Raw genomic sequence first — 22,157 nt, forward strand, 5'->3', positions numbered from 1 at the left:
TGTTCTGGAGCACGGCCAGCCCTCCCAGCGCCGTCGGAACCGAGTGGACGGGAGCCTACGCGGCCCCGACGGCGCTGTCCTGAGGTCCAAAGACCTCACCCGAGCGGCGCGCCCAGGTCGTACACCGTCTGACCGCCGATCGTGACCTGAGCGAAGTTCTCCCGTACCCAGCTCGCGATCTCGCCACCCCCACCGCGGCCACCGAAACCGCCGCCACCGCCGCCACCACCGATGTAGTAACGAACCTGTCCGGACGCGACATACGCCTGGAACCGCGCCAGCGTCGGGGCCGGGTCGCCGCCGTTGAAGCCGCCGATCGCGATGACCGGACGACCCGAGGCCAACTGCAGTTGCGCGGCGCCCTGCGACCCGGTGCTCGCGGCGGCCCACGTGCCGGTCGTCTCCCGCAGCGCGGCAACCAACTCGTCACTCACGGTACCCATACCGGGACCCCCTATGCCGCCGCGACCTTGGCCGGAGGGACCCGAAACCGGGATCGATCCCGCGTGCGGGGTCGACGCGGTGGCCACGGTGAACATCGCCGTCGCGCCGAAAGACGCCACCAGCGCGGCCACCGCCACGCCCGCCGCCGCCCGCCGGAACCGGTGCGCGCCCACCGCGACGGCGGTCGCCGCGAGCACGCCCGAGACCGCCACGACCCAGCGCAGCCACGGCAACCAGTCACCCGTCCGGTCGAGCAGCGCGAAGCCCCAGATGGCGCTCACCGCCACCATCGCGGCCAGCACGACCCGCGCGGGCCGGTGCTCGCGCCCCTGCCACAGCCCCGCCGCGGCGACCCCGACCAGGGCGGCGGTTCCCGGGGCCAGCGCGATGGCGTAGTACGGGTGCACCGTGCCCTGCATGAAGCTGAACACCAGACCGGTCACCACGGTCCAGCCGCCCCACAGCAGCAGCGCGGCCCGGGTGCGGTCCGTGCGCGCCGCCCGGCGGGTGAACCACAGCCCGGCGACCAACCCGATCAGCGCGGCGGGCAGCAGCCAGGACACCTCCTGGCCGAACGCGGCGCCGAGCATCCGGAACAGCCCGGTCTCCCCGCCGAACGACGTGTTCCCGCCGCCCATCGGACCGCCACCACCGCCGCCGTTGCCCGCGCCGCCCAGGATGCGGCCGAGGCCGTTGTACCCGAGCGCGAGGTCCAGCTCCGTGTTGTCGGTGGAGCCGCCGATGTAGGGGCGCGAGTCGGCGGGCCACAGGTCGACCACGAGCACGTACCAGCCTGCCGACACCGCTACGGCGACCGTGGCGCCCAACAGGTGCAGCGCGCGCCGCAGCGGCGAGGTGGGCGCGGCGACCGCGTAGACGAGCGCGAACGCGGGCAGCACCAGGAACGCCTGGAGCATCTTGGTCAGGAACCCGAACCCGATCGCCGCGCCCGCCAGCGCCAACCACCACGGATTGGCCCGCTCGGTGGCCCGCACGACGCAGTACGCGCCCGCGACGAGCAGCAGGACCAGCAGCGCGTCGGGGTTGTCGAAGCGGAACATCAGCGCCGCCACCGGGGTCAGCGCCAGCCCGGCCCCGGCCAGCAGACCCGCGACCGGACCGGACCAGCGGCGCACGGTCCGGTACAGCAGCCACACCGACGCGACGCCCGCCAGCGCCTGCGGCAGCAGCAGACTCCACGCCGAGAAACCGAAAACCCTTCCGGACAGCGCCATCAGCCACAGCGCGGCGGGCGGCTTGTCGACGGTGATGACGTTGCCCGCGTCCAGCGACCCGAAGAACAACGCCTTCCAGCTCTGCGTGCCCGCCTGCGCCGCGGCGGCGTAGAACTGGTTCGCGGTGCCGGACGCGCTCAGGTCCCACAGGTACAGACAGGCGGTGGCGGCGAGCAGCACCAGCGCCGACGGCAGCTCCCAGCCGGGTCTCCGCGCGGCGGCGGACGCGCGCGCGGCGGGCCGCTCCGGGGCGGCGACCGCGGTCATCGCGCGCCCTCCAGCACCGGCTCGTCGGCGCGGCGGAACACCCAGCCGCGCAGCAGCAGGAACCGCAACACGGTCGCCAGCAGGTTCGCCGCGACGAGCACCACGACCTCGGTCGTGCCGCTGGGCGCGGTCAGGCCGTGCAGCAGGGCCAGCGCGCCGCTGGTGAGACCGAGGCCGAGGGCGAACACGAGCAGGCCCTGGAACTGGTGGCGGGCGGCGCCGCCCGCGCCCCGCACACCGAAGGTGAGCCGCCGATTGGCCGCGGTGTTGGCGACCGCGGTCACCAGCAGCGCCACCAGGTTCGCCGCCTGCGGGCCGGTCTGGCCGCGCAGCAGCACGTACAGCAGCAGGTAGGCCAGCGTGCTGACCACGCCGACGGCGGCGAAGCGGACCAGCTGCCGCAGCAGTCCACTGGGGACGCCGGGCGGGTCGGGGGTGATGGTGCCCCGGGCCAGTTGCGCGCGCAGCTCGGTGATCGGCAGCCGTCCGGTGGCCAGGCCGCGGCCGAGCCGGGCGATGCCGCGCAGGTCGGCGACGGCGGTCGAGACGATGTCGACCCGGCTGTCCGGGTCGTCGACCCAGTCCACCGGTACCTCGTGGATGCGCGAGCCCGCGCGCTGGGCCAGGACCAGCAGCTCGGTGTCGAAGAACCAGCCGGTGTCGGCGACGTGCGGCAGCAGCGCGCGGGCCACGTCGGCGCGGATCGCCTTGAACCCGCACTGCGCGTCGGAGAACCGGACGGCGAGGGTGCCGCGCAGGATGAGGTTGTAGCAGCGGGAGATGAACTCGCGCTTGGGACCGCGCACCACCCGGGCGCCACGCGCGAGCCTGCTGCCGATCGCCACGTCCGAGTGCCCGGAGATGAGCGGGGCCACCAGCGGGGACAGGGCGTTGAGGTCGGTGGACAGGTCGACGTCCAGGTACGCCAGCACCTCGGCGTCGGAGGCCAGCCAGGTGGCGTGCAGCGCCCGGCCGCGACCCTTCTGCGCGAGCTTGACGGCCCGCACCCCCGGCAGTTCCCCGGCCAGGCCCTCGGCGACCGCCCAGGTGCCGTCGGTGCTGGCGTTGTCGGCGACGGTGATCCGGAAGCGGTAGGGGAAGTGCTCGCGCAGGTGCGCGTGCAGCCGCCGCACGCACGGCTCCAGGTCGCGCTCCTCGTTGTGCACCGGCACGACCACGTCCAGGACGGGGGCGGGACCGGTGGTGCGCACGGGACCGCGCGGGTCGGTCTGGGTCGCTGTCATGGTGCCGACGATCGGGGTCCGCGCTGGGTGGGTCGTGTGATCCGCCTGTGCGGGAGCTGTGCGGGTCATCGGCTCAGGTCGTACAGGGTGACCCCGCCGACGGTGGTGGACTCGTAGTTGGCGGCGACCCACTTGGCGATCTCCCGGGACGCGTCGCTGCCGGAGTCGCTGTTCATGAGGGTGCCGCCGATGAACCAATGCACCTTGTGGTCGGCGACGAGCTGCTGGAACCCGGCGAGGGTGGGGGCGGGGTCGGTGCCGTTGAAGCCGCCGACCGCGAAGACGGGGACGCCCGCGGCGAGCTGGTACCCGGCGGCGTTGTTGGAGCCGACGACCGCGGCGGCCCAGGTGTAGTCGTTGGCATCGGTGGCGAGAAGCGTCGAGACCTCGGCACCTGGGGTCGGGGCACCCAGGAGCCCGCCCATCCCGCCGCCCCGGCCGCCCGTGCGCGGTCCACCTTGGCCGGGACCGCCTTGGCTCGCGGGTCCGACGGACGGGAGGGCGCCGGAATGGGTTTGCGCGGCGGTGGCGACCGAGTACGCGGCGGGTGCGAGCAGCGAGATGACGACGGCGAAGGCGGCGACGTACCGACCGGCGGACCAGGGGAGTCCGGGGAGCAGCAGGATGAGCACGGCGGCGGCGAGGGCGCCGAACATGACAACCGGTCGCAGCCAGGGCAGCCAGTCGGATTCCCGGGACAGCAGGAGGGATTGCTCAACGGCCGTAGTCGCCACGGCGGCGGCCAGCAGTCCCGTGGCGGCGGGGTTCGACCGCGCGCGCCAGGCGGTGACCGCGCCGATCCCGACCAGCGCGCCGATGGCGGGGGCGAGCGCGACGGCGTAGTAGGGGTGGATGATGCCGTCCATCAGGCTGAAGGTGGCGCCGGTGACGACCAACCAGAGCCCCCACAGCAGCAGCGGTGCCCGCGTGCGGTCGGTGCGCGGGGCCCGTCGGGTCAGCCACAGGCCGGTGAGCAGGGCGAGGAGCGCGGCGGGCAGGAGCCAGGCGATCTCGCTGCCCATCTCGGAGCCGAAGAGCCGCGCCCAGCCGGACTCGCCCCACCCGGCGCCGCCGCCGACGCTGCCGACCTCGTCACCGGTCAGCCTGCCCAGACCGTTGTAGCCGAGGGCGAGTTCGAGCACGCTGTCGTTCTGCGAACCGCCGATGTAGGGCCTGCTGCCCGCCGGGACGAGCTCGACGACCAGCACCCACCACCCACCCGCGACGACCATCGCCCCGAGCGCCGCCCCGAGGTGTGCGAGGCGCTTGCCGAGCCCGGTGGGGGCCGCGATCAGGTAGGCGAGTCCGAGCGCGGGGAGCACGAGGAAGGCTTGGAGCATCTTGGTCAGGAACCCGAAGCCGATGAACGCACCGGCCAGCACGAGCCATTTCGGACTGGCCTTTTCCAGCGCCCGCACGGTCGCGTAGGCGGCGGCGGTGAGCAGCAGGACCAGCAGCGCGTCGGGGTTGTTGAAGCGGAACATCAACGCCGCCACGGGAGTCAGCGCGAGCGTCGCCCCGGAGATCAGCCCGGCGGTGTGCCCGGACGTCCGCTTGACGGCGGCGTAGAGCAACCACACCGCGCCAACCCCCGCGAGCGCCTGCGGAACCAGCACACTCCACGAACTGAGCCCGAAGACCCGCACCGAAAGCCCCATGACCCACACCGCCGCGGGCGTCTTGTCGACGGTGATCCCCCCGGCGCTGTCGGTCGCCCCGAAGAACCACGCCCACCAGCTCTCCCCACCGGCCTGCGCGGCGGCGGAGTAGTAGGCGTTGGCCCAGCCGGAGGCGCCGAGGTTCCAGAGGTAGAGGGCTCCGGTGCCGAGGAGCAGGAGGGTGAGGGAGATCCGTTGGGGGCGGAACCGCCGCCCGGGAACCCGTTCCGCCACGACCACATCGGAGCCGCGCTCCGCCACAAGTGCCATACCGCAAACACTCGCGGCCCTGACTGGGCAGACAATATGTCCACCCTGTGCCATGGCTGTGCTCCCGGGCTCAGGCCGCCGCGGGGAGGCGGACGGTGACGACGGTGGCGCCCGGTGCGCTGTCCACTGTGACCTCACCGTGGTGGGCCTGGACCACGGCCGCCACGATCGCCAACCCCAGTCCCGTGCTGCCCTGCGCGCGCGACCGCGAACTGTCCCCGCGCGCGAAGCGTTCGAAGACTTCCGGTTGGAGTTCCTCGGGGATGCCCGGGCCGTCGTCGGCGACGGTGAGGACGGCGGTGCCCGCGTCCAAGCGCAAGGTCACCGTGATGGTCGTGCCCGGGGGAGTGTGGGTGCGGCCGTTCGCCAGGAGGTTGGCCAGGACCTGGTGCAGGCGGGCCTGGTCGCCGACCGCCTGGACCGGTTCCTCCGGCAGGTCCATGCGCCACTTGTGTTCCGGGCCCGCGACCGTGGCGTCGCTGACGGTGTCCAGCACGAGGCGGGACAGGTCGACGGTCTCGTAGAGCAGGGGGCGGCCGGAGTCGAGGCGCGCCAACAGGAGCATGTCCTCCACCAGCGTGGTCATGCGCTTGGCCTCGGACTCCACACGGGACAGCGCGTGGGCCACCTCCGGTGGCACCTCCGCGTCGCGGCGGCGGGCGAGTTCGGCGTAGCCGCGGATCGCCGCCAACGGGGTGCGCAGCTCGTGGCTGGCGTCGGCGACGAACTGGCGGACGCGGGTCTCGCTCGCGTGCCGCGCGGCCAGGGCGTTGCCGATGTGGCCCAGCATCCGGTTCAGCGCCGAGCCGACCTGACCGACCTCCGTGCGCGGATCGGTGTCCGCCTTGGGAACCCGCACCGACAGGGCGACCTCGCCGCGGTCCAGCGGCAGTTCCGCGACCCGCCGGGCGGTCGCGGCCATGCGGTCGAGCGGGCGCAGGGTCCGGCGCACGATGAGCACACCCACGACCCCCGCCACGGTCAGACCTATCAGCGACACGCCGCCCAGCACCAGGCCGGTGGTCCACAACGTGTCGTTGACCATGTCCAGCGGCAGACCGGCCACGACGACGGCGCCCTGGGGGGTCGGGAACGCCATCAGCCGGTAGTCCCCGTAGTCATCGAGGCCGCGGGTGCGCGCGCCCTCGTTCACCGGCAAGGAGGTGAACGTGCCGTACAGGCTCTCCGGGATCGCTTCCTGCTCCCCGTACCTGGTCGACCGCTGCGCCAGGGTGACCTTGCCCGCGCTGATGACCACCCGGATCGCGCCGGGTGCCTGACCCGGCCCCCGGGGGGAGTCCGGACCGTTCATGCCGCCGTTGGGCGGCCGGAAGCCCTCGACGCTCCTGATCGCGCCGACGCCCGCGTCGGCCAGCTGCTGGTCCAACTGGTTCACCAGGAACGCCCGCAGACCCACGATCGTCACCACGCCGATCACCACGCACACCATGCCCAGCAGGGCGACCTGCTCGGTGATCAGTTGCGCGCGCAGCGAAAGCGGGCCGCGCTTACCCCGCCGGTTTGAGGACATAGCCCGCACCCCGCATGGTGTGGATCATCGGCTCCCGGCCCGCGTCGATCTTCTTGCGCAGGTACGAGATGTACAGCTCGACGATGTTGGCCTGGCCGCCGAAGTCGTAGTTCCACACCCGGTCGAGGATCTGCGACTTGCTCAGCACGCGGCGCGGGTTGCGCATCAGGAACCGCAGCAGCTCGAACTCGGTGGCGGTCAGGGTGATCGCCTCGCCCGCGCGGAACACCTCGCGGGTGTCCTCGTCGAGGGTGAGGTCGCCGACGACCAGGGACGCGCCCGCGCCCGCCTCGGTCACGCCGGTGCGGCGCATCAGGGCGCGCAGCCGCAGCACGACCTCCTCGACGCTGAACGGCTTGGTCACGTAGTCGTCGCCGCCCGCGGTCAGGCCCGCGATGCGGTCCTCGACGGAGTCCTTCGCGGTGAGGAACAGCACCGGCAGCGAGTCGACCTCGGCGCGCAGCTTGCGCAGCACCTCCAGCCCGTCGAAGTCGGGCAGCATCACGTCGAGCACCACGGCGTCCGGTTTGAACTCGCGCGCGGTCCGCACCGCGGTGGCGCCGTCGAGCGCGGCGCGCACCTCCCAGCCCTCGTAGCGCAGGGCGAGCGTCACCAGCTCGGCCAGCGTCGGCTCGTCGTCGACGACGAGCACGCGGACGGGCAGGCCATCCGGCCTGCGCAGCTCGGGACGGGACGCGGCGTTCACGGTCATGCCCCCGATCGTGCCGGTCGCCCGTGGGCGGTTGCTGTGCCGATCCTGTGTATCACCTGTGCGCCCGACCGTCCTGTCGGGTTCATGGTCATAGCCGGCGCCCAATCACCGCACAGGGCGCGCACAGGGTCGGTGCCGATCGTTGGGTTACCGGCGGCACGGTGCCGCGGGGACACCAGGAGGAACGATGGCCGAGCAGACGACCGGACAGCACGACGCGCCGACCGGGCAGCCGGGGGAGTCGGGTGCCTGGGGCGCGCCGGCGAGTTTCGCGCCGCCCGCGGGCAAGCCGCGGTGGACGTGGCAGAAGACGGCCGCGGCGGCGGCGATCGCGGCGGGCATCGCGGCGGCGGGCGGGTTCGCCGTGTACGCGGCCAGCGGCGCGACCGCGGACAGCTCGAACAGCCGCGGCGGGCCCGGTGGCATGGGCGGGATGGGCGGCGGCATGGGTGGCCGCGGCGGTGCGGGCGGACTGATGAACGCCCTGCACGGCGAGTACGTCGTCGCGGCCGAGGACGGCAGCTACCAGACGAAGGTCATGCAGACGGGTGAGGTCACCGCCGTGAGCGACACCTCGGTCACCGCGAAGAGCGCCGACGGCTACACCAAGACCTACACGATCGACTCGGATACCGTGAAGTCCGCGATCGAGAACGGCGACACCGTCACGATCGTGGCTACCCCGTCGGGGGGCACGGCGAAGGCGGACTCGGTGTCCGAGCGCGGCACGGGCGGCGGGCCGGACGGCGGCATGGGCCCGGGCGGGGCGGACGGCGGACAGCAGGGCGTGATGCCGCGCCGTGACGACACCGACAGCGCTCCGCCGACCCAGTGACCCCGACGGTGGACCCGGCTACTTGTCGACCGGGTCCACCACCTTCGACGCGGCGGTGATGATCGACCACAAGGGACTGCGGGTGCGCTCGTAGTAGACGCGGCGGTTCGCGGGCTCGCGGTGCTCGGTCAACATGCCGAGGTCCACCATCCGGGTCAGCTCGACACCGCACGCGCTCTGCGCGATCACCGTCTTGGGTGGCTCGGACTGGAAGAACCGGGGCCCGGCGTGCTGGTGGATCCACAGCGCCAGCCGCAACCTGCTCGGCCGCCCGAACATCAGCCGCCCGACGTCGCCCGCGTCCATGGTGTGCTCCGAATGAGTCGTAGGCAGTATCCGGTATCAAGATAGCGCGGGTGGGTGGGGGAGATCAACAGGAGGTGTGGGTAGGTGTCGTCGCGCGGGTAGGAGTGGCGGCAGGAGTGGGGGTGGCAAGGGCGGGCGCGGTGGCGGGAGCAGGCGGGGCGGCGGGAGCAGGCTGGGTGGTGAGAGCGGGAGCGGGCGGGGTGGCGGGAGCGGGCGGGGTGGCGGGAGCAGGCGGGGTGGCGGGAGCAGGCGGGATGGTGGGAATGGATGTGGTGGCAAGGGGGCGTCGGCGGGAATGGATGCCGTGGCCGGGCCGCTGTCGTGGTGTGGCGCCGCCTCGTCGCGCGGCCCGCGTGGTTCAGCGGGCCGGCGTGCCGTGACCGGGCGGCGTGCCGTGGCTCGGCGCAGACCCATGCGGCGGTCGCGGCGGGAAGGGGGTGCGGCGGCAACCGACGCCGCAGTCGTGGCAGCCGAAGGGCTGCCGCTGTCGTTGTGGGGCGAGGCGTTCGGACCGGGCGTCCGCACGCGCACCTGACGGATTGTGGGCGGGCAGTCCACGTTGCCCGGAGCGCGACTTGACTACCTCACACCGCGCGGGCGGAACTGGGCGCTGATGCGCGGTCCCACCGGCTTGCGGGTCTTCGGGATCGCGTGCTCCCAGGTGCGCTGGCAGGACCCGCCCATCACCAGGAGGTCGCCGTGGGACAGGGGGAAGCGCAGGGACTCGCCGCCGCCGCGCGGGCGCAGCAGCAGGGGGCGGGTCGCGCCGAGGGACAGGATCGCGACGAGGGTGTCCTCGTGGGCGCCGCGGCCGGAGTTGTCGCCGTGCCAGGCGACGCTGTCGCCGCCGTCGCGGTAGTGGCACAAACCGACCGTGGCGAACGGGATGGGGTAGTGCGCGGTCAACGCCTCCCGCGCGTTGACCAGCGCGGGGTGCGGCAGCGGCGCGCCCTCGGCGTAGAACTTCAGCAGCCGCGGGACGTCCACGACCGCGTCGTACATCGCGCGCCGTTCGGCGTACCACGGAACCTCGCGCACGAGGGTGTCGAACAGCGCGTCCGGCTCGGGCAGCCACCCGGTGAGCACGTCGACCCACGCCCCGTGCGCGAGGTCCGTGCGCGCCGCGCGCGCGAGCGGGACCGGGCCGGGCTCCGGGTCGCGGAAGTCCAGCGCGCCTTGGAAACCTGTGGTCATGTCCACATGGTACTCGAACACCCGTTCGACGGGGTGGGGTTGTGCCGGTCTGGCAGACTGTGACCCGGCGATGGCGTGCGCCGCGAGCCCGCCGGTGTCGGTCTTGTCGTTCACCCACCGGGGTTTGTCGCCGCCGCGTTCGGGGTACCCGTTGTCGCCGCTCGAGTTTCCGCCGCCGAAGATCCGAGGTTGCCCCATGGCCACATCTGTCGCGCCGACTCCCTTCCCCACCGCCTTCGACCGTCCGCGTCCCCGGCGCGCCGCCACCGCCGCGGTGCGCCCCGCCACGCCCGTGCGGATCGGCCTGCGGCTGCGGTCGGCGATCGAACGGGTGCTGCCCGCCATCACCGCGCCCACCGCGGCGGCCGAGCTGCGGGCCGGGCTCGCCTGGACGGCGGCCTCCGGGGAGACCTGCCGGATCACTCGACCGGTCGATGAGGTGCGGTCGGCGATCACCGCGCTGCGATCGGGCGACGTCGACACCGCGCGCACCGCGCTCGACCACGCCCTGGCCGCGTTGCTGGAGGCGCCGACGCTGCCCGCACCCCGCCCGGCGACGTCGTTCGAGCGCCGTTCGATCTAACCGGGTTCATCCGGTCGAGTGGACCCTGCGTCTCCGAGTTCAGCCCCCGGCGCCCGAAGGGGCAATCTCAAGCGACTGGCTCAACGAAGCGCCGGACAACCAGGGAGACGTCCATGACCCGACAACTCGACGCGCTGCCGTATCCCGGAATCCCCTCCCCGGGGCTGGAACTGCGGCGCGCGGTCGACTCCGCACTCGCCGCCCTGCTCACCCCGCCCACCGCCGCGGCGGCCCGCGCACTCGCCGACGACCTGCTCGGCGCGCTCGCCCGGACCGCCGCCGCGGGCGACACCTGCCTCGTGCTCGCCGCGGCCGAGGCCGTCGGCCAGGCCCGCGCCCACCTCGTGGCCGGGCGCGGCGTCGAGGCGCGCGCGTCCCTCGTCGCCGCCCGCGGCCTGCTCGACCGCCGCGAACGGTGATTGCCCGGCGGGCGAACCGGGTACTGAGGTCCCTGTGACGCACTCCGAACACCACCGCCCGGACGGGACCGACGACGCGACCGTCGCCGCGGTGGGCAAGCTGACCGAGGCCCTGGAAACCGTCGAACGGGCCCGGGGTCACCTGTACTCCTTCCACCAGCTGACCGGCTCCGCCGATTTCGACCTGGGCGACGCCGCGGAACTGCTGGAAAAAGCCGGGCACCACCGGGCGGCCGACCGCGTGCGCGCGGAACTGGTCGGCCGGAACGTGCTCGAGGGCCGCTGGACTTTCCAGGTGGTCGAGGAATACGACGACGGCTACTACGGGGTCGTCAAGGCGGCGGAGCGCGACATCAGGAATGAACTGGTGGCCGGGCGCAGGCACGTGTACGAGGCGGAGCTGAAGGAAGCCCGCCGCACGCACGGTCGACCCGGCCACGAAGCCACACCCCACCAGGCGGTGTCGAACGAAGCCACACCCCGGGAGTAAGTCCCCACTCCGTGGACGGCCCCGCCTCCGCGCGGGGCCGCCCTCCTCCTGGGATTCGAGCAGGGCACGCCTCCGGCCCAATGCCACTAACTTACGGAGCATCGTTGCAGGTCAACGGCATCTTGAGGGTGCCGTGCGAGAGGCAGGCGGCACGTGCGACGACGCCCTGCGGCACACCATAGTTCCATGGCCCGCATTGGGGCATCGAGCGAACACGCAACCCACTGTCGCAAGTGGACTTGATCCGAGTGTTCCAGAGGTCGATCGCCAATCGCTTAGACCGATACTGGCCAGCGAAAACGCGCTAAGTTAGTGGCATTGCGCCTCCGGCCCCCGGAATCAATTCTATCGGCGGGTGCCGACATCTACCGTCGAGTAGTGATCTTCCTGTGGACAACTCCGGGGCGGTCGCATACCCCGTGGCATACCCCGTCGCGGGGGTAGGCTGCGGCCATGGGGAGCATCCCGGTGGTCGACATCGGTCCGCTGCGCGACGGCGACGGCCGCGCCGTCGGGGCCGCCATCGGTGCGGCGTGCCGGGAGCACGGGTTCTTCCACATCACCGGCCACGGCGTCGACGACGGTCTCCAGGCGGACCTCGAACGCCACAGCCGCGCCTTCTTCGCCCAACCCCTCGCCACCAAGCTGCGCGTCGCCATGCCCCTCGCGGGTTCCGCCTGGCGCGGGTACTTCCCGCCCGGCGGCGAACTCACCTCCGGCGTGCCCGACCTCAAAGAGGGCTACTACTTCGGTCAAGAACTCCCGGTCGACCCGCGTCCGCTGCATGGCCCAAACCTCTTCCCCCAAGAGCCAAGCGGACTCCGGGAAACCGTACTGGCCTATATGGACGCTCTTACCGACTTAGGCCAGGTAGTCCTACGCGGCATAGCGCTCAGTCTTGACCTGGACGCCACCTACTTCGAAGACCGCTTCACCGCGTCTCCCTTGACCCTCTTCCGAATCTTCCACTACCCCGCGCAACCGGCGGGCACCGCCGGATGGGGAGTCGGTGAGCACACCGACTACGGGTTGCTCACCATCCTCAAGCAAGACCACAACGGCGGCCTGGAAGTTCGCGCCCCCGCAGGGTGGGTTTCCGTCGACCCGATCCCCGGCACGTTCGTCTGCAACATCGGCGACATGCTCGACCGGCTCACTGGTGGCACCTACCGCTCCACTCCGCACCGCGTACGGTCCGGGGCGCGCGACCGGTTGTCGTGGCCCTTCTTCTTCGATCCCGCATTCGACGCGGACGTCACCCCGGTCGCCGACGCCGTCTTGGCCGACGGTCCGCGTTGGGACGGTGTGAGCCCTCACGAGTTTCGCGGCACCTACGGCGATTACCTGCTCCACAAGGTCGGGAAAGTCTTCCCCGACCTGAACGAAGGACTTCCGGACTAGCGAGAGGCACACCCATGGCCCTTGTCGACCACGCGCGGATACCCCTGACCTTCGGGCCGTCCCCCGTGCACCCGCTCGCGCGGCTGAGCGAGCACCTGGGCGGGGCGGCCGTGTGGGCCAAGCGCGAGGACTGCAACTCCGGGTTGGCCTTCGGCGGCAACAAGGTGCGCAAGCTGGAGTACCTCGCCGCCGAGGCCGTCGCCACCGGCTGCGACACGCTGGTGTCCGTCGGCGGCGTGCAGTCCAACCACACCCGCGCGGTCGCCGCCGTCGCCGCGCGGCTCGGGTTGCGGTGCGTCGTGGTGCGCGAGTCCTGGGTGGACTGGCCGGACTCCGTCTACGACCGGGTCGGCAACCCGCAGCTCACGCGGCTGCTCGGGGCCGAGGCGCGGGACGTGCGCGGGGAGTTCGGGCTGGACGCCAAGGAGAGCTTCCTGCAGGTGCTCACCGAACTCGACCTGCGCGGCGGCAAGCCGTACCCGATCCCCGCGGGCGCCTCGGACCACCCGCTCGGCGGGCTCGGGTTCGCCCGCTGGGCCGAGGAGCTGGTGGCCCAGGAGCGCGAGCTCGGTGTCCGGTTCGACACGATCGTCGCCGCCACCGGGTCCGGCAGCACCCAGGCCGGGATGGTCGCCGGGTTCGCCGCGCTGGGGGAGCGGCGGCGCGTCATCGGCGTCGACATCACCGGCAAGCCCGCCGACAGCCGCGCCGTGGTCGCCCGCGTCGCCCGGCGCACGGCCGCGCTGCTCGGCGTCGAGCGGGCGCTGGACGAGGACGAGATCGTGGTCGACGAGCGCTACCACGCGGGCGCCTACGGCGTCCCCGACGAGGAGACGCTCTCCGCCATCCGGCTCGGCGCGCGGACCGAGGCGATGATCACCGACCCGGTGTACGAGGGCAAGTCGCTGGCCGCCCTGGTCGACCTCGTCTCGACCCGTGAGATCCCGGCCGACGCCACCGTCCTGTACGTCCACCTGGGCGGACAGCCCGCGATCAACGCCTACAGCGCGGTCCTGTGACCAAGGCCCCCGGGCCCGCGAGTTGGTCAAGCCCGCCGACCGCGCCACGGCTACGATCTGGCGACTGAATTCCCGCCGGTGAGCGCGATGGAGCAGGTGTGCATGGATGCTGTCGTGGCATCGCAGGACGTGGTGCGCGTCCTGCTGGTCGAGGACGACGCGGGTGACGCCCTGCTCGTCGAGGAGTTGCTCGCCGAGGTGTCCGCGCCGATCCAGCTGACCAGGGCGCACAGCCTGGGGGAGGCCCAGCCGCTGCTGGCCGGGCAGGACTGCGTGCTGCTCGACCTCGGCCTGCCCGACGCCTCCGGGTTGCAGGCGCTGCGCAGGCTGGAGCAGGCCGCGGGAGACGTGGCCGTGGTGGTGCTCACCGGCCTCGCCGACGAGCAGCAGGGCGTGGCCGCGGTCGCCGCGGGCGCTCAGGACTACCTGGTCAAGGGGCAGGTCGACGGCGACCTGCTGAGCCGGGTCATCCGCTACGCCGTGGAACGCGCGCGCACCGAGGAGATCCAGCGGCAGCTGCACGAGGAGCGGCTGTACGCCAAGGAGAAGGCCCGCCTCGAACGCGGCCTGCTGCCCAAACCGGTGCTCTCGGACCCGCGCCTGGCCCGCGACTTCGCCTACCAGCCCGGCAGGCAGCGGATGCTGCTCGGCGGCGACTTCTACGACCTGGTCGAGGCCGACGACGGCACCGTGCACGCGGTCATCGGCGACGTCTGCGGCCACGGCCCCGACGAGGCCGCGCTCGGCGTCCACCTGCGCGTGGCCTGGCGCGCCATGGTGCTGGCGCAGCGCCCGGTCGAGGAGGTGCTGTTCACCATGCAGCGCATCCTCGCGCACGAACGCCACCTCGACGGCCTGTTCGCCACCGTCTGCATGCTCTCGGTCGCCCCCGACCGCCGCACCGCCCGGCTGCGGCTGGCCGGGCACCCGCCGCCGGTGCTGGTCACCGCCGACCGCGCCGCCGGGCTGCTGTCCGCGCCCGTCGGCGTGCCGCTCGGGGTCACCGGCAAGGCCGACTGGCCCGCCGCCACCGTCGAGCTCGGCGAGTCGTGGTCGGTCCTGCTCTACACCGACGGCCTGATCGAGGGCAGGCTCGACCGCTCCGCCGAGCGGCTGGGCCCGACCCGGCTCGCCGACCTGGTCGGCACCCTCGCCGGGCACCACCCCGACTGGCGCGCCACGGTCCTCGACGACCTGATCCGCGAGGTCGTCGACCTCAACGCGGGCGACCTGACCGACGACGTCGCCGCCATGCTGCTCACCCGCCTACCGGAAGGTCCGAATGCCTGACGAGGTCGCCCCCCGCTGGTCCCGCAGTCGTCGCGGCGCGCGCTGGCCGCTGCGCCGCTGGCTGACGCTGGCCGTCGGGCTCCTCGTCGCGGTGTTCGCGGGCGCGGTGGTGGCGGGCTCGCTGGCCATCGCGGGGCTCTCCGACGCCCGCACGACCATCGTCGACCGGATCGACCCGGCCGTGCAGGAGGCGCTGCGGCTCGACACGGCCCTGGTCGACCAGGAGACCGGGCTGCGCGGGTACGCCCTCACCGCCAACCCCGAGTTCCTGGCGCCGTACACCTCCGGCGTCGACCGGCAGGGCGCGGCGATCGGCCGGTTGCGCCAGATCATCGTGACCCGCACAGACCTGCTGGACCGGATCGCCGCCATCGAGACCGAGGCGCAGCGGTGGCGCGCGGACTACGCCCAGCCGACGATCGCCCGCATCCAGGCCACCGGGGCGCTGGACGCGGCGGGCACCGAGGACGGCAAGCTGCGCTTCGACGCGGTGCGCGAGGCCGTGGCCGGGCTGCAGGCCCAGCTGGACGCGGCGCGGGAGGCCGGGCGGGCCGACCTCGCCTCGTCGGCGAACACCCTGGTGTGGGTGTGCGTGGCCATCGCGGTGGTGCTGCTGCTGGTGTTCGTGCTGGTCACGATCGTGCTGCGGGCCGCGGTCGCGGGCCCGCTGGCAGGCCTGGCCCGCGGCGTGCGGCGGGTCGCCGACGGAGACTTCCAGCACGAGCTGCGGGTGACCGGCCCGCACGAGGTCACCGAGCTGGCGGGCGACGTGGACTCGATGCGCCGCCGGATCCTCGACGAGGTGTCCGTGCAGCGGCAGATCAACGCCGAACTGGACGCGCGCACCGAGGACCTGAAGCGGTCCAACGGCGAGCTGGAGCAGTTCGCCTACGTCGCCTCGCACGACCTGCAGGAGCCGCTGCGCAAGGTCGCCAGCTTCTGCCAGCTGCTGGAGCGCCGCTACAAGGGGCAGCTCGACGAGCGCGCCGACCAGTACATCGGCTTCGCGGTGGACGGCGCGAAGCGGATGCAGGTGCTGATCAACGACCTGCTGGCGTTCAGCCGGGTCGGCAGGCACGCCCGCGACCGGGAGCCGGTGCGCATCGCCGACCTGGTCGCGCAGGCCCGCGCCAACCTCGCCGAGGCGATCACCGACGCGGGCGCGGAGGTCGAGGTGGGAGAGCTGCCGACCGTGCTGGCCGAGGCGCCGCTGCTGACCGCGGTGTTCCAGAACCTGATCGGCAACGCCATCAAGTTCCGCGGCGCCGAACCGCCGCGGGTGCGCGTCGAGTCCGAGCGCGACGGCGACACCTGGCTGTTCACCGTGACCGACAACGGCATCGGCATCGAACCCGAGTTCGCCGAGCGCGTGTTCGTCATCTTCCAGCGGCTGCACGGCAAGGACGCCTACCCCGGCACGGGCATCGGCCTGGCCATGTGCCGCAAGATCATCGATTACCACGGCGGCCGGATCTGGCTGGACCCGGAGCCGGACGCGGCGGGCACCCGGTTCCGGTTCACCCTGCCGGTCATGACCCCGGCTACCCTGGCCGAAACCGAACGCGAGAGAGTCGAGACATGACCGGACCCACCGACATCAAGGTCATCGACGTCCTGCTGGTCGAGGACGACGACGGCGACGTGCTGATGACGCGGGAGGCGTTCGAGCACTACAAGATCCGCAACCAGCTGCACGTGGTGCGCGACGGCGAGCAGGCCGTGCAGTTCCTGCGCCGCGAGGGCCAGTACGCCGACGCCCCCCGCCCCGACCTGATCCTGCTCGACCTCAACCTGCCCCGCTTCGACGGCAGGCAGGTCCTGGCCGAGATCAAGGCCGACGCCGAGCTGCGGCTGATCCCGGTGGTCGTGCTGACCACCTCGGAGGCGGAGGAGGACATCCTGCGCAGCTACGAGCTGCACGCCAACGCGTACGTGACCAAGCCGGTCGACTTCGACCGCTTCATCGAGATCATCCGCAAGATCGACGAGTTCTTCGTGACCGTGGTCAAGCTGCCCCGCTGAGGTTCGCCCGGACCAGGCGTGATCACCTCGGGTGACCGCGGCGTCAGCCGAGCGCGCTATTGCCCCACCCTCCTGCCGGACTACGGTCGACAGCCGTGCTGGAAGAACCCCGCGGAATCACCACGGACCCGCCCGACGACCGCTTCGTCGTGTCGAAGCGGCGCGGGGACGAGTGGTTCCCGGAGTTCCTGGCCCAAGAGCGGGTCGCCACGCGGATCGTCGACGGCTGCCCGCTGGTCCTGCCGAGGCTGTTGCAGACCGCCGACTACGCCCGCGCCGTGCTGACCACCAAGGACGACCTCGACGCCTGCGTGCGGGCCAGGTTGGGGCGCCAGTCGGTGATCACCGGCGCGGACGGGCCGACGCCGTACACCGCGTACCTGTACTGGACGGTGTTCGAGCGCCCCGTCGTGCCCGCCGCCGCGATGGCCGCGCAGGCCAGGCACGTGGTCGCCCTGGCCGCGCGCGACAACATCACCATCCGGGTCCTGACCCGCGACAGCGGCTACACGCCGCTGCTCGACGGCGCGTTCACCTACCTGGAGTTCCGGGCCGCCACCCCGGTGACCCAGTTCGAGCACCTGACCTTCGGACTGGCGTCCTGGCACAGCCGGGTCATCGGGGGGATCCGGGACACCCTGGAGGCGGCCGACCGCGCCGCGCTCGACGCGGCCGCGTCGGCGGACTTCATCACCCTCGTCGCCGAGAAGTGGGACCGCCAGGCCTGAGCGCGTCAGCGGGTCGCGCGCGGCGTGGGGGCGGTGTTGGTGGTGGGGCTGGAGCCGAAGGCGCCACGGGTGCCCAGCCTTCGCGGGCGGTGCCTGCGGTGGGGCTTGTCGTGGTCGTCGGTCGCCGTAGTGGTGGGGACGCGGGGGCGGAGGCTGGCGGCGAAGCAGGCGACCCCCACCCCGCCCAGCAGGGCGGCCATGACCGTCCACAGGGTGGCCGACATGTGGGTGGCCACGGCCGCGCACGCGGCGGCGCCCGCGATGGCGAGGAAGCCCTCCAGGAAGTACTTGCGCACGTTGACCACCGACCTCCCGCTCGTTCTCACCGGTGAGGTACCCGTTCTCGCCGACTTCACGCGCGCCCCGGCCACCCGATCGCGGGATCCACTGTGGAGAGTGGTCACGCTGGCGTGTTGTTGGTCGCGCTGACGCTGATGCTCTGCGACACCCCGTGCACCCCCTTGGGCCACACGGTGTAGGTGTGGGTGGTCTTGCCGGGCGTGGTCTCGCACGGGAACGACAGCTCCAGCTGACCCGAGGCCGGATAGTCGCTGCCGTACGAGCCGTACATCGACGGGCTGTCGACCGAGACCGCCGCCCCCTCGGCACCGGTCACCTTCCACGCGATCACCACCGGCGCGCCGGGCGACGAGAACGGCGCCCCCGGGCTCGCCTGGACCGGGCACGCGGGCTTCTTCACCACGGTGAGGCTCACGACCTTCGCGCCCGTGGACGCGGGCTTGGTCGTGGTCGTAGTGGTGTCCGTGTTGTTCTTGCGCGTCGTAGTAGTGGTCGTCGCCGTGGTGCGGTGCGTGGATTTGTTGCTCGCGTTGGCTTCTGCGGTGTCACCGCCCGCGGACGGTTGCGCGGTAACGGTTTCCGTCACCGTCGACGGCGATTTGGTCGTGTTCGGGTCGCCACTCGCGTCCGCGGTGCGCACCGTCGTGCAGCCGACCGCCCCCACGGCCAGAACCGCGCCCAATAACAGCCCCTTGACCACATTCGCCCGCATTGTCCCCACCCGTCCCCGTTAGCTGTTTCTCTCACGCACAGAGACGCGGGGCCAGGGGGAAGGTTGCTGCTTGTGGTCGTCGCCGAGATCACCAGGCGGCGGGCGCGTAGTCCTTGAGGAAGCAGCCGCGGATGTCCTCACCGGCTTCGCCGCGCACGATCGGGTCGTACACCCGCGCCGCGCCGTCGACCAGGTCCAGCGGGGCGTGGAACCCCTCGTCGGCCAACCGCATCTTCGTCGGGTGTGGACGCTCGTCGGTGATCCAGCCGGTGTCCACGGCGGTCATCAGGATGCCGTCGGCGGAGAGCATCTCCTCAGCGCTGGTGCGGGTCAGCATGTTCAGCGCGGCCTTGGCCATGTTGGTGTGCGGGTGGCCGGGGCCCTTGTAGGCGCGGCCGAACTGGCCCTCCATCGCCGAGACGTTGACCACGTACTTGCGCCGCGCCGCGGCCGCGGCCAGCGCCGGGCGCAGCCTGCTCACCAGGATGAACGGCGCGGTCTGGTTGCAGAGCTGCACCTCCAGCAGCTCCATCGCGTCCACCTCGTGCACGCGCTGCGTCCAGCTGTTCACCGGGTGCAGGTCCGGCACCAGCCCGCCCGCGTCGATCGCCGTGTTGTCCGCGATCCGCGCCGGGCTGGCCGACCCGGCGGTCAGCGCGAGCGCCGTCAGCGGGTGCACGTCGTGCGTGTGCGCCTCCACCGCGCCCACCAGGGCAGCCGGGTGCGCGGCGCTGGCGCGGCCGAGCGTGAGCACCTCCGGCAGCGGCCCGGGCGGCAGCGGCGCCGCCTCGGCGTCGGCCAGCGGCGCGTACGCACCGGGCGACCGCCGCACGGTCTGCGCCGCGTTGTTGATCAGGATGTCCAGCGGCCCCTGCGCGGCCACCGCGTCGGCCAGCTCCACGACCTGCGCCGGGTCGCGCAGGTCGATGCCGACGACCCGCAGCCGGTGCAGCCAGTCGGCGGAGTCGGGCATCGCGGCGAACCGGCGCACGGCGTCGCGCGGGAACCGGGTGGTGATCGTGGTGTGCGCGCCGTCGCGCAGCAGCCGCAGCGCGATGTACATGCCGATCTTGGCCCGACCCCCGGTGAGCAGGGCGCGGCGCCCGGTCAGGTCCGTGCGCGCGTCGCGGCGGGAGCGGTTCAGCTCCGCGCACGGCGGGCAGAGCTGGTGGTAGAAGGCGTCGACGACGTGGTAGCGCTGCTTGCAGGTGTAGCAGGAGCGGGCGCGCAGCAGCGTGCCCGCGCTGGCGCCGGGGGTGGCCGAGACCAGCGGGATGCCCTGGGTCTCGTCGTCGATGCGGTTCGGCGCCCCGGTCGCGGTGGCGGCCGTGACGGCCTCGTCGGCCGCGGTGACCGCCGCCCTCTTCGCCGCCTTGCGCCGCTGCCGCACGGACTTGTAGATGCCCGCTGTGGCCCGGCGCACGGCGACGGCGTCGGGGTGCTCGGTGGGCAGGTCGTTGACCTCGGCCAACACCGCCAGACAGGCACGCATGCGCTCGGGGTCGATCCCGGGCCCGTACTCCTCGTCCTGGTCCGCCGCCGTGTCCTGAACCGCTGTCATGCCGCACTGCCCCCTGGTCGGTGAAACCCCATCACTGTAGATGCCGCCGAGGTGGTACCCATGCCCCGGGACCGACGAGGGGAGTGGCCGTGACCGAGGTGCGGGTGGACCGGGTGGGCGGGGTGGCGGTGCTGACCGTCGACGCGCCGTCGCTGAACCTCTACACCGCCGAGCTGCACGAGGACTTCGCCCGTGCCCTCGACGCCGTCGAGGCGGACCCGCCGCGCGCGGTGCTGGTCCGGGCCGAGGGCAAGGTCGTAAGCGGCGGGGTCGACGTGGCGCTGTTCGCGGCTCGGGGTCGGTCGAGGCGGCGCGGGCGCTGTTCGACACCATGATCGAGCTGCCGAACCGGATCGCGGCGCTGGACTGCCCGACCGTGTTCGCCGCGCACGGCCTGTGCCTGACCTGGGCGTTCGAGGTGGCGCTGGCCTGCGACCTGATCCTGGCCGCCCGGCAGGCCCGGTTCGGGCTGGTGGAGCGCGTCATCGGCCTCACCCCCACGATGGGCGGCACCCAGCGGCTGGCGGCCCGGGCCGGGGTGGGGCGGGCGAAGGAACTGGTGCTGACCGGCGACAAGTACGACGCGGACACCCTGGCGGGGTGGAACGTGGTCAACGAGGTGCTGCCGGAGGACGGGTTCGCCGCGGTGGCGCTGTCGTACGCGACGCTGCTGGCCGAGGGGCCGACGCGGGCGCACGCGGCGACCAAGCGGGTGATCCGGCACTTCGAGGCGGGCGGGGTGGGGGAGGCGAACGCGCGCGTCGCGGGGATCGCGGCTGACCTGTTCGCGACCGAGGACCTGCGGGCCGCGGTGGCCTCGTTCCTGACAGACGGACCGGGCCGGGCCACCTTCACGGGCCGCTGAGCCGGGTTGGCGCGTCCGGCCCCGGAGCCCGGCTGTGGTGCTCGCGGATGCTGAGCCGTTCGGATCGGCGCGAGCTGCGCGGGCCGGGCGGGTTGATCTTGGCATGCCTCCGGCCCCCGAAATCGATTCTACCGGCGGCTACCGACGATTCGGCGCGGAGATGATCAAGGCTGTGGACAACTCGGTTCCGACGGGCGCGGAGAGGGCGCGGGGCGCAGTGGCGCCTCGGAGCGGTGGGGAGTGGGCGGTGCGCGTGGGGCAGGCAGTGCTGCGGGCGCGGTCAGAGAGGGGAAGCGCGGTGGTCGGGCGACATGCGCGGTGAAGGTGGGTCAGGGGCGTTGAGGTGGTGGGCGTGCGGTGAAGGCCGTGTTCGGGGAGACGCGAAGTAGGTGAACGGGGACGGATGCGGCCGGGCGATGCCCTGAACGCCGCGTCGAAGGGCGGGCGCGAGTGGGTGCGGCAGGGGGCCGGACAGCGCGAGGGCCGCCGTCCCCGGGAGTGGGTGCGGCGGCCCCGACGCGGGTGCGGCTCAGCCCTCCTGGAGCTCGGCGAGCGCCGCCTTGACCTTCGACAGCTCGGCCTCGAGCTCCTCCATCCGCGCCCGGTGCTGCTCGCGCGCGGTGTCGAGGACGGTCTCGATGGCCTTCGAGATGTCCTCGTGCAGCTCGGCGGCGGCACGGGACACCGCGGCCGCGGGGACCGTCAGGCCCTGCAGCAGCCGCTTGCCGCCCTGGGTGAGCTCGGCCTGCCACTCGCCCTCGGCGGTGCCGGTGACGGTGAGGGTCAGCTCCACGGTGCGGGTCTTCTTCGCGGTGCTCTGGGTGCGGGGCGCCCTCGGCTTCTTGGCGGGTGGCGCGGCCTGCTCCTCGGCCGCCTCGGGCTGCCCGGCCTCGGGGACCAACGGGGCGGCCGCCGAGGTCTCCGCCTGCTCGTTCTCAGTCTCGGTGGACAAGATCCACTCCCTCTCACGACGCCTGGTGAATCCGCTGAATTAGAACACTCGTTCGCCTGTTCGACGCGGCCGGGGCAGGCATAGTCGATCGTCACCTGATCGGGCGTACCTCCCGTCAG

Annotated in this window: 21 protein-coding genes and 1 pseudogene; 11 read left to right on the forward strand and 11 right to left on the reverse strand. The window is 72.7% G+C overall.

Going from position 1 to position 22,157, the window contains the following annotated elements; all coding sequences use genetic code 11:
- Positions 1 to 95: 95 nt before the first annotated feature.
- From V5P93_RS14255 to V5P93_RS14275, 5 genes are all read right to left on the reverse strand, one after another.
- Positions 96 to 1,946: a glycosyltransferase family 39 protein gene (locus V5P93_RS14255; RefSeq protein ID WP_104475914.1), complete on the reverse strand. Its 1,851-nt coding sequence runs from the start codon at positions 1,944 to 1,946 to the stop codon at positions 96 to 98.
- The gene (locus V5P93_RS14260; RefSeq protein WP_104475915.1) at positions 1,943 to 3,190 is read right to left on the reverse strand and encodes a bifunctional glycosyltransferase family 2/GtrA family protein; all 1,248 of its coding nucleotides are present in this window, start codon (positions 3,188 to 3,190) and stop codon (positions 1,943 to 1,945) included. Before V5P93_RS14260 ends, V5P93_RS14255 begins: the two co-directional genes overlap by 4 nt.
- Positions 3,191 to 3,255: 65 nt before the next feature.
- On the reverse strand, positions 3,256 to 5,118 hold the full coding sequence (locus tag V5P93_RS14265) for a glycosyltransferase family 39 protein (protein ID WP_104475917.1): 1,863 nt from the start codon (positions 5,116 to 5,118) through the stop codon (positions 3,256 to 3,258).
- Positions 5,119 to 5,188: 70 nt separating this feature from the next.
- Positions 5,189 to 6,649 carry a cell wall metabolism sensor histidine kinase WalK gene (locus tag V5P93_RS14270; protein ID WP_104475919.1) on the reverse strand — a complete coding sequence of 487 codons (1,461 nt, stop codon included), beginning with the start codon at positions 6,647 to 6,649 and terminating at the stop codon, positions 5,189 to 5,191.
- A complete protein-coding gene (locus tag V5P93_RS14275; protein WP_104475920.1) occupies positions 6,627 to 7,361 on the reverse strand; it encodes a response regulator transcription factor in 735 nt (244 codons plus the stop codon). The genes V5P93_RS14270 and V5P93_RS14275 overlap by 23 nt, the downstream gene beginning before the upstream one ends.
- Before the next feature lie 187 nt (positions 7,362 to 7,548).
- On the opposite strand from V5P93_RS14275, the gene V5P93_RS14280 reads away from it, so the two are divergent.
- Positions 7,549 to 8,196: a hypothetical protein gene (locus V5P93_RS14280; protein ID WP_245930916.1), complete on the forward strand. Its 648-nt coding sequence runs from the start codon at positions 7,549 to 7,551 to the stop codon at positions 8,194 to 8,196.
- A gap of 18 nt (positions 8,197 to 8,214) precedes the next feature.
- On the opposite strand, the gene V5P93_RS14285 is transcribed toward V5P93_RS14280, so the two are convergent.
- Together V5P93_RS14285 and V5P93_RS14290 are read right to left on the reverse strand one after the other, a co-directional pair.
- Positions 8,215 to 8,502, reverse strand: coding sequence for a hypothetical protein (locus V5P93_RS14285; RefSeq protein ID WP_104475922.1), 288 nt, complete (start codon positions 8,500 to 8,502; stop codon positions 8,215 to 8,217).
- A gap of 579 nt (positions 8,503 to 9,081) precedes the next feature.
- Complete coding sequence (locus tag V5P93_RS14290) at positions 9,082 to 9,696, reverse strand: alpha-ketoglutarate-dependent dioxygenase AlkB (RefSeq protein WP_104476714.1); 615 nt, start codon at positions 9,694 to 9,696, stop codon at positions 9,082 to 9,084.
- Positions 9,697 to 9,892: 196 nt separating this feature from the next.
- Here V5P93_RS14290 and V5P93_RS14295 point away from each other — a divergent pair, with 196 nt between their 5' ends.
- From V5P93_RS14295 to V5P93_RS14335, 9 genes are all read left to right on the forward strand, one after another.
- Complete coding sequence (locus V5P93_RS14295; protein WP_104475926.1) at positions 9,893 to 10,279, forward strand: hypothetical protein; 387 nt, start codon at positions 9,893 to 9,895, stop codon at positions 10,277 to 10,279.
- A 113-nt stretch (positions 10,280 to 10,392) separates the two neighbouring features.
- On the forward strand, positions 10,393 to 10,698 hold the full coding sequence (locus V5P93_RS14300; protein ID WP_104475928.1) for a hypothetical protein: 306 nt from the start codon (positions 10,393 to 10,395) through the stop codon (positions 10,696 to 10,698).
- 34 nt (positions 10,699 to 10,732) lie between these two features.
- Entirely contained in the window at positions 10,733 to 11,188 is a 456-nt protein-coding gene (locus V5P93_RS14305; protein WP_104475930.1) for a hypothetical protein, read from the forward strand.
- Positions 11,189 to 11,641: 453 nt separating this feature from the next.
- Positions 11,642 to 12,589 (forward strand): isopenicillin N synthase family oxygenase, encoded by a 948-nt coding sequence (locus V5P93_RS14310; RefSeq protein ID WP_104475931.1) that lies wholly within the window; start codon positions 11,642 to 11,644, stop codon positions 12,587 to 12,589.
- 14 nt (positions 12,590 to 12,603) lie between these two features.
- A complete protein-coding gene (locus V5P93_RS14315; RefSeq protein ID WP_104475933.1) occupies positions 12,604 to 13,608 on the forward strand; it encodes a 1-aminocyclopropane-1-carboxylate deaminase in 1,005 nt (334 codons plus the stop codon).
- A 114-nt stretch (positions 13,609 to 13,722) separates the two neighbouring features.
- Positions 13,723 to 14,898, forward strand: coding sequence for a PP2C family protein-serine/threonine phosphatase (locus tag V5P93_RS14320; RefSeq protein WP_104475934.1), 1,176 nt, complete (start codon positions 13,723 to 13,725; stop codon positions 14,896 to 14,898).
- Complete coding sequence (locus V5P93_RS14325) at positions 14,891 to 16,480, forward strand: ATP-binding protein (RefSeq protein ID WP_104475936.1); 1,590 nt, start codon at positions 14,891 to 14,893, stop codon at positions 16,478 to 16,480. Before V5P93_RS14320 ends, V5P93_RS14325 begins: the two co-directional genes overlap by 8 nt.
- Entirely contained in the window at positions 16,477 to 16,920 is a 444-nt protein-coding gene (locus tag V5P93_RS14330; protein WP_104475938.1) for a response regulator, read from the forward strand. The genes V5P93_RS14325 and V5P93_RS14330 overlap by 4 nt, the downstream gene beginning before the upstream one ends.
- Before the next feature lie 95 nt (positions 16,921 to 17,015).
- The gene (locus V5P93_RS14335) at positions 17,016 to 17,648 is read left to right on the forward strand and encodes a DUF5753 domain-containing protein (protein WP_104475939.1); all 633 of its coding nucleotides are present in this window, start codon (positions 17,016 to 17,018) and stop codon (positions 17,646 to 17,648) included.
- Between the two features lie 5 nt (positions 17,649 to 17,653).
- On the opposite strand, the gene V5P93_RS14340 is transcribed toward V5P93_RS14335, so the two are convergent.
- The 3 genes from V5P93_RS14340 to V5P93_RS14350 form a co-directional block, all read right to left on the reverse strand.
- Entirely contained in the window at positions 17,654 to 17,953 is a 300-nt protein-coding gene (locus V5P93_RS14340) for a hypothetical protein (RefSeq protein ID WP_104475940.1), read from the reverse strand.
- Positions 17,954 to 18,048: 95 nt separating this feature from the next.
- A complete protein-coding gene (locus tag V5P93_RS14345) occupies positions 18,049 to 18,660 on the reverse strand; it encodes a hypothetical protein (protein ID WP_146107870.1) in 612 nt (203 codons plus the stop codon).
- A gap of 88 nt (positions 18,661 to 18,748) precedes the next feature.
- Positions 18,749 to 20,221: an SDR family NAD(P)-dependent oxidoreductase gene (locus V5P93_RS14350; protein ID WP_104475943.1), complete on the reverse strand. Its 1,473-nt coding sequence runs from the start codon at positions 20,219 to 20,221 to the stop codon at positions 18,749 to 18,751.
- Between the two features lie 83 nt (positions 20,222 to 20,304).
- Here V5P93_RS14350 and V5P93_RS14355 point away from each other — a divergent pair.
- A pseudogene (locus V5P93_RS14355) lies at positions 20,305 to 21,086 on the forward strand (enoyl-CoA hydratase/isomerase family protein).
- 529 nt (positions 21,087 to 21,615) lie between these two features.
- Here the strand turns inward: V5P93_RS14355 and V5P93_RS14360 are convergent.
- A complete protein-coding gene (locus V5P93_RS14360; RefSeq protein ID WP_104475945.1) occupies positions 21,616 to 22,038 on the reverse strand; it encodes a DUF6319 family protein in 423 nt (140 codons plus the stop codon).
- Positions 22,039 to 22,157: the final 119 nt, after the last annotated feature.

The sequence above is a fragment of the Actinokineospora auranticolor genome (assembly GCF_041897805.1).
GTDB lineage: Bacteria > Actinomycetota > Actinomycetes > Mycobacteriales > Pseudonocardiaceae > Actinokineospora > Actinokineospora auranticolor.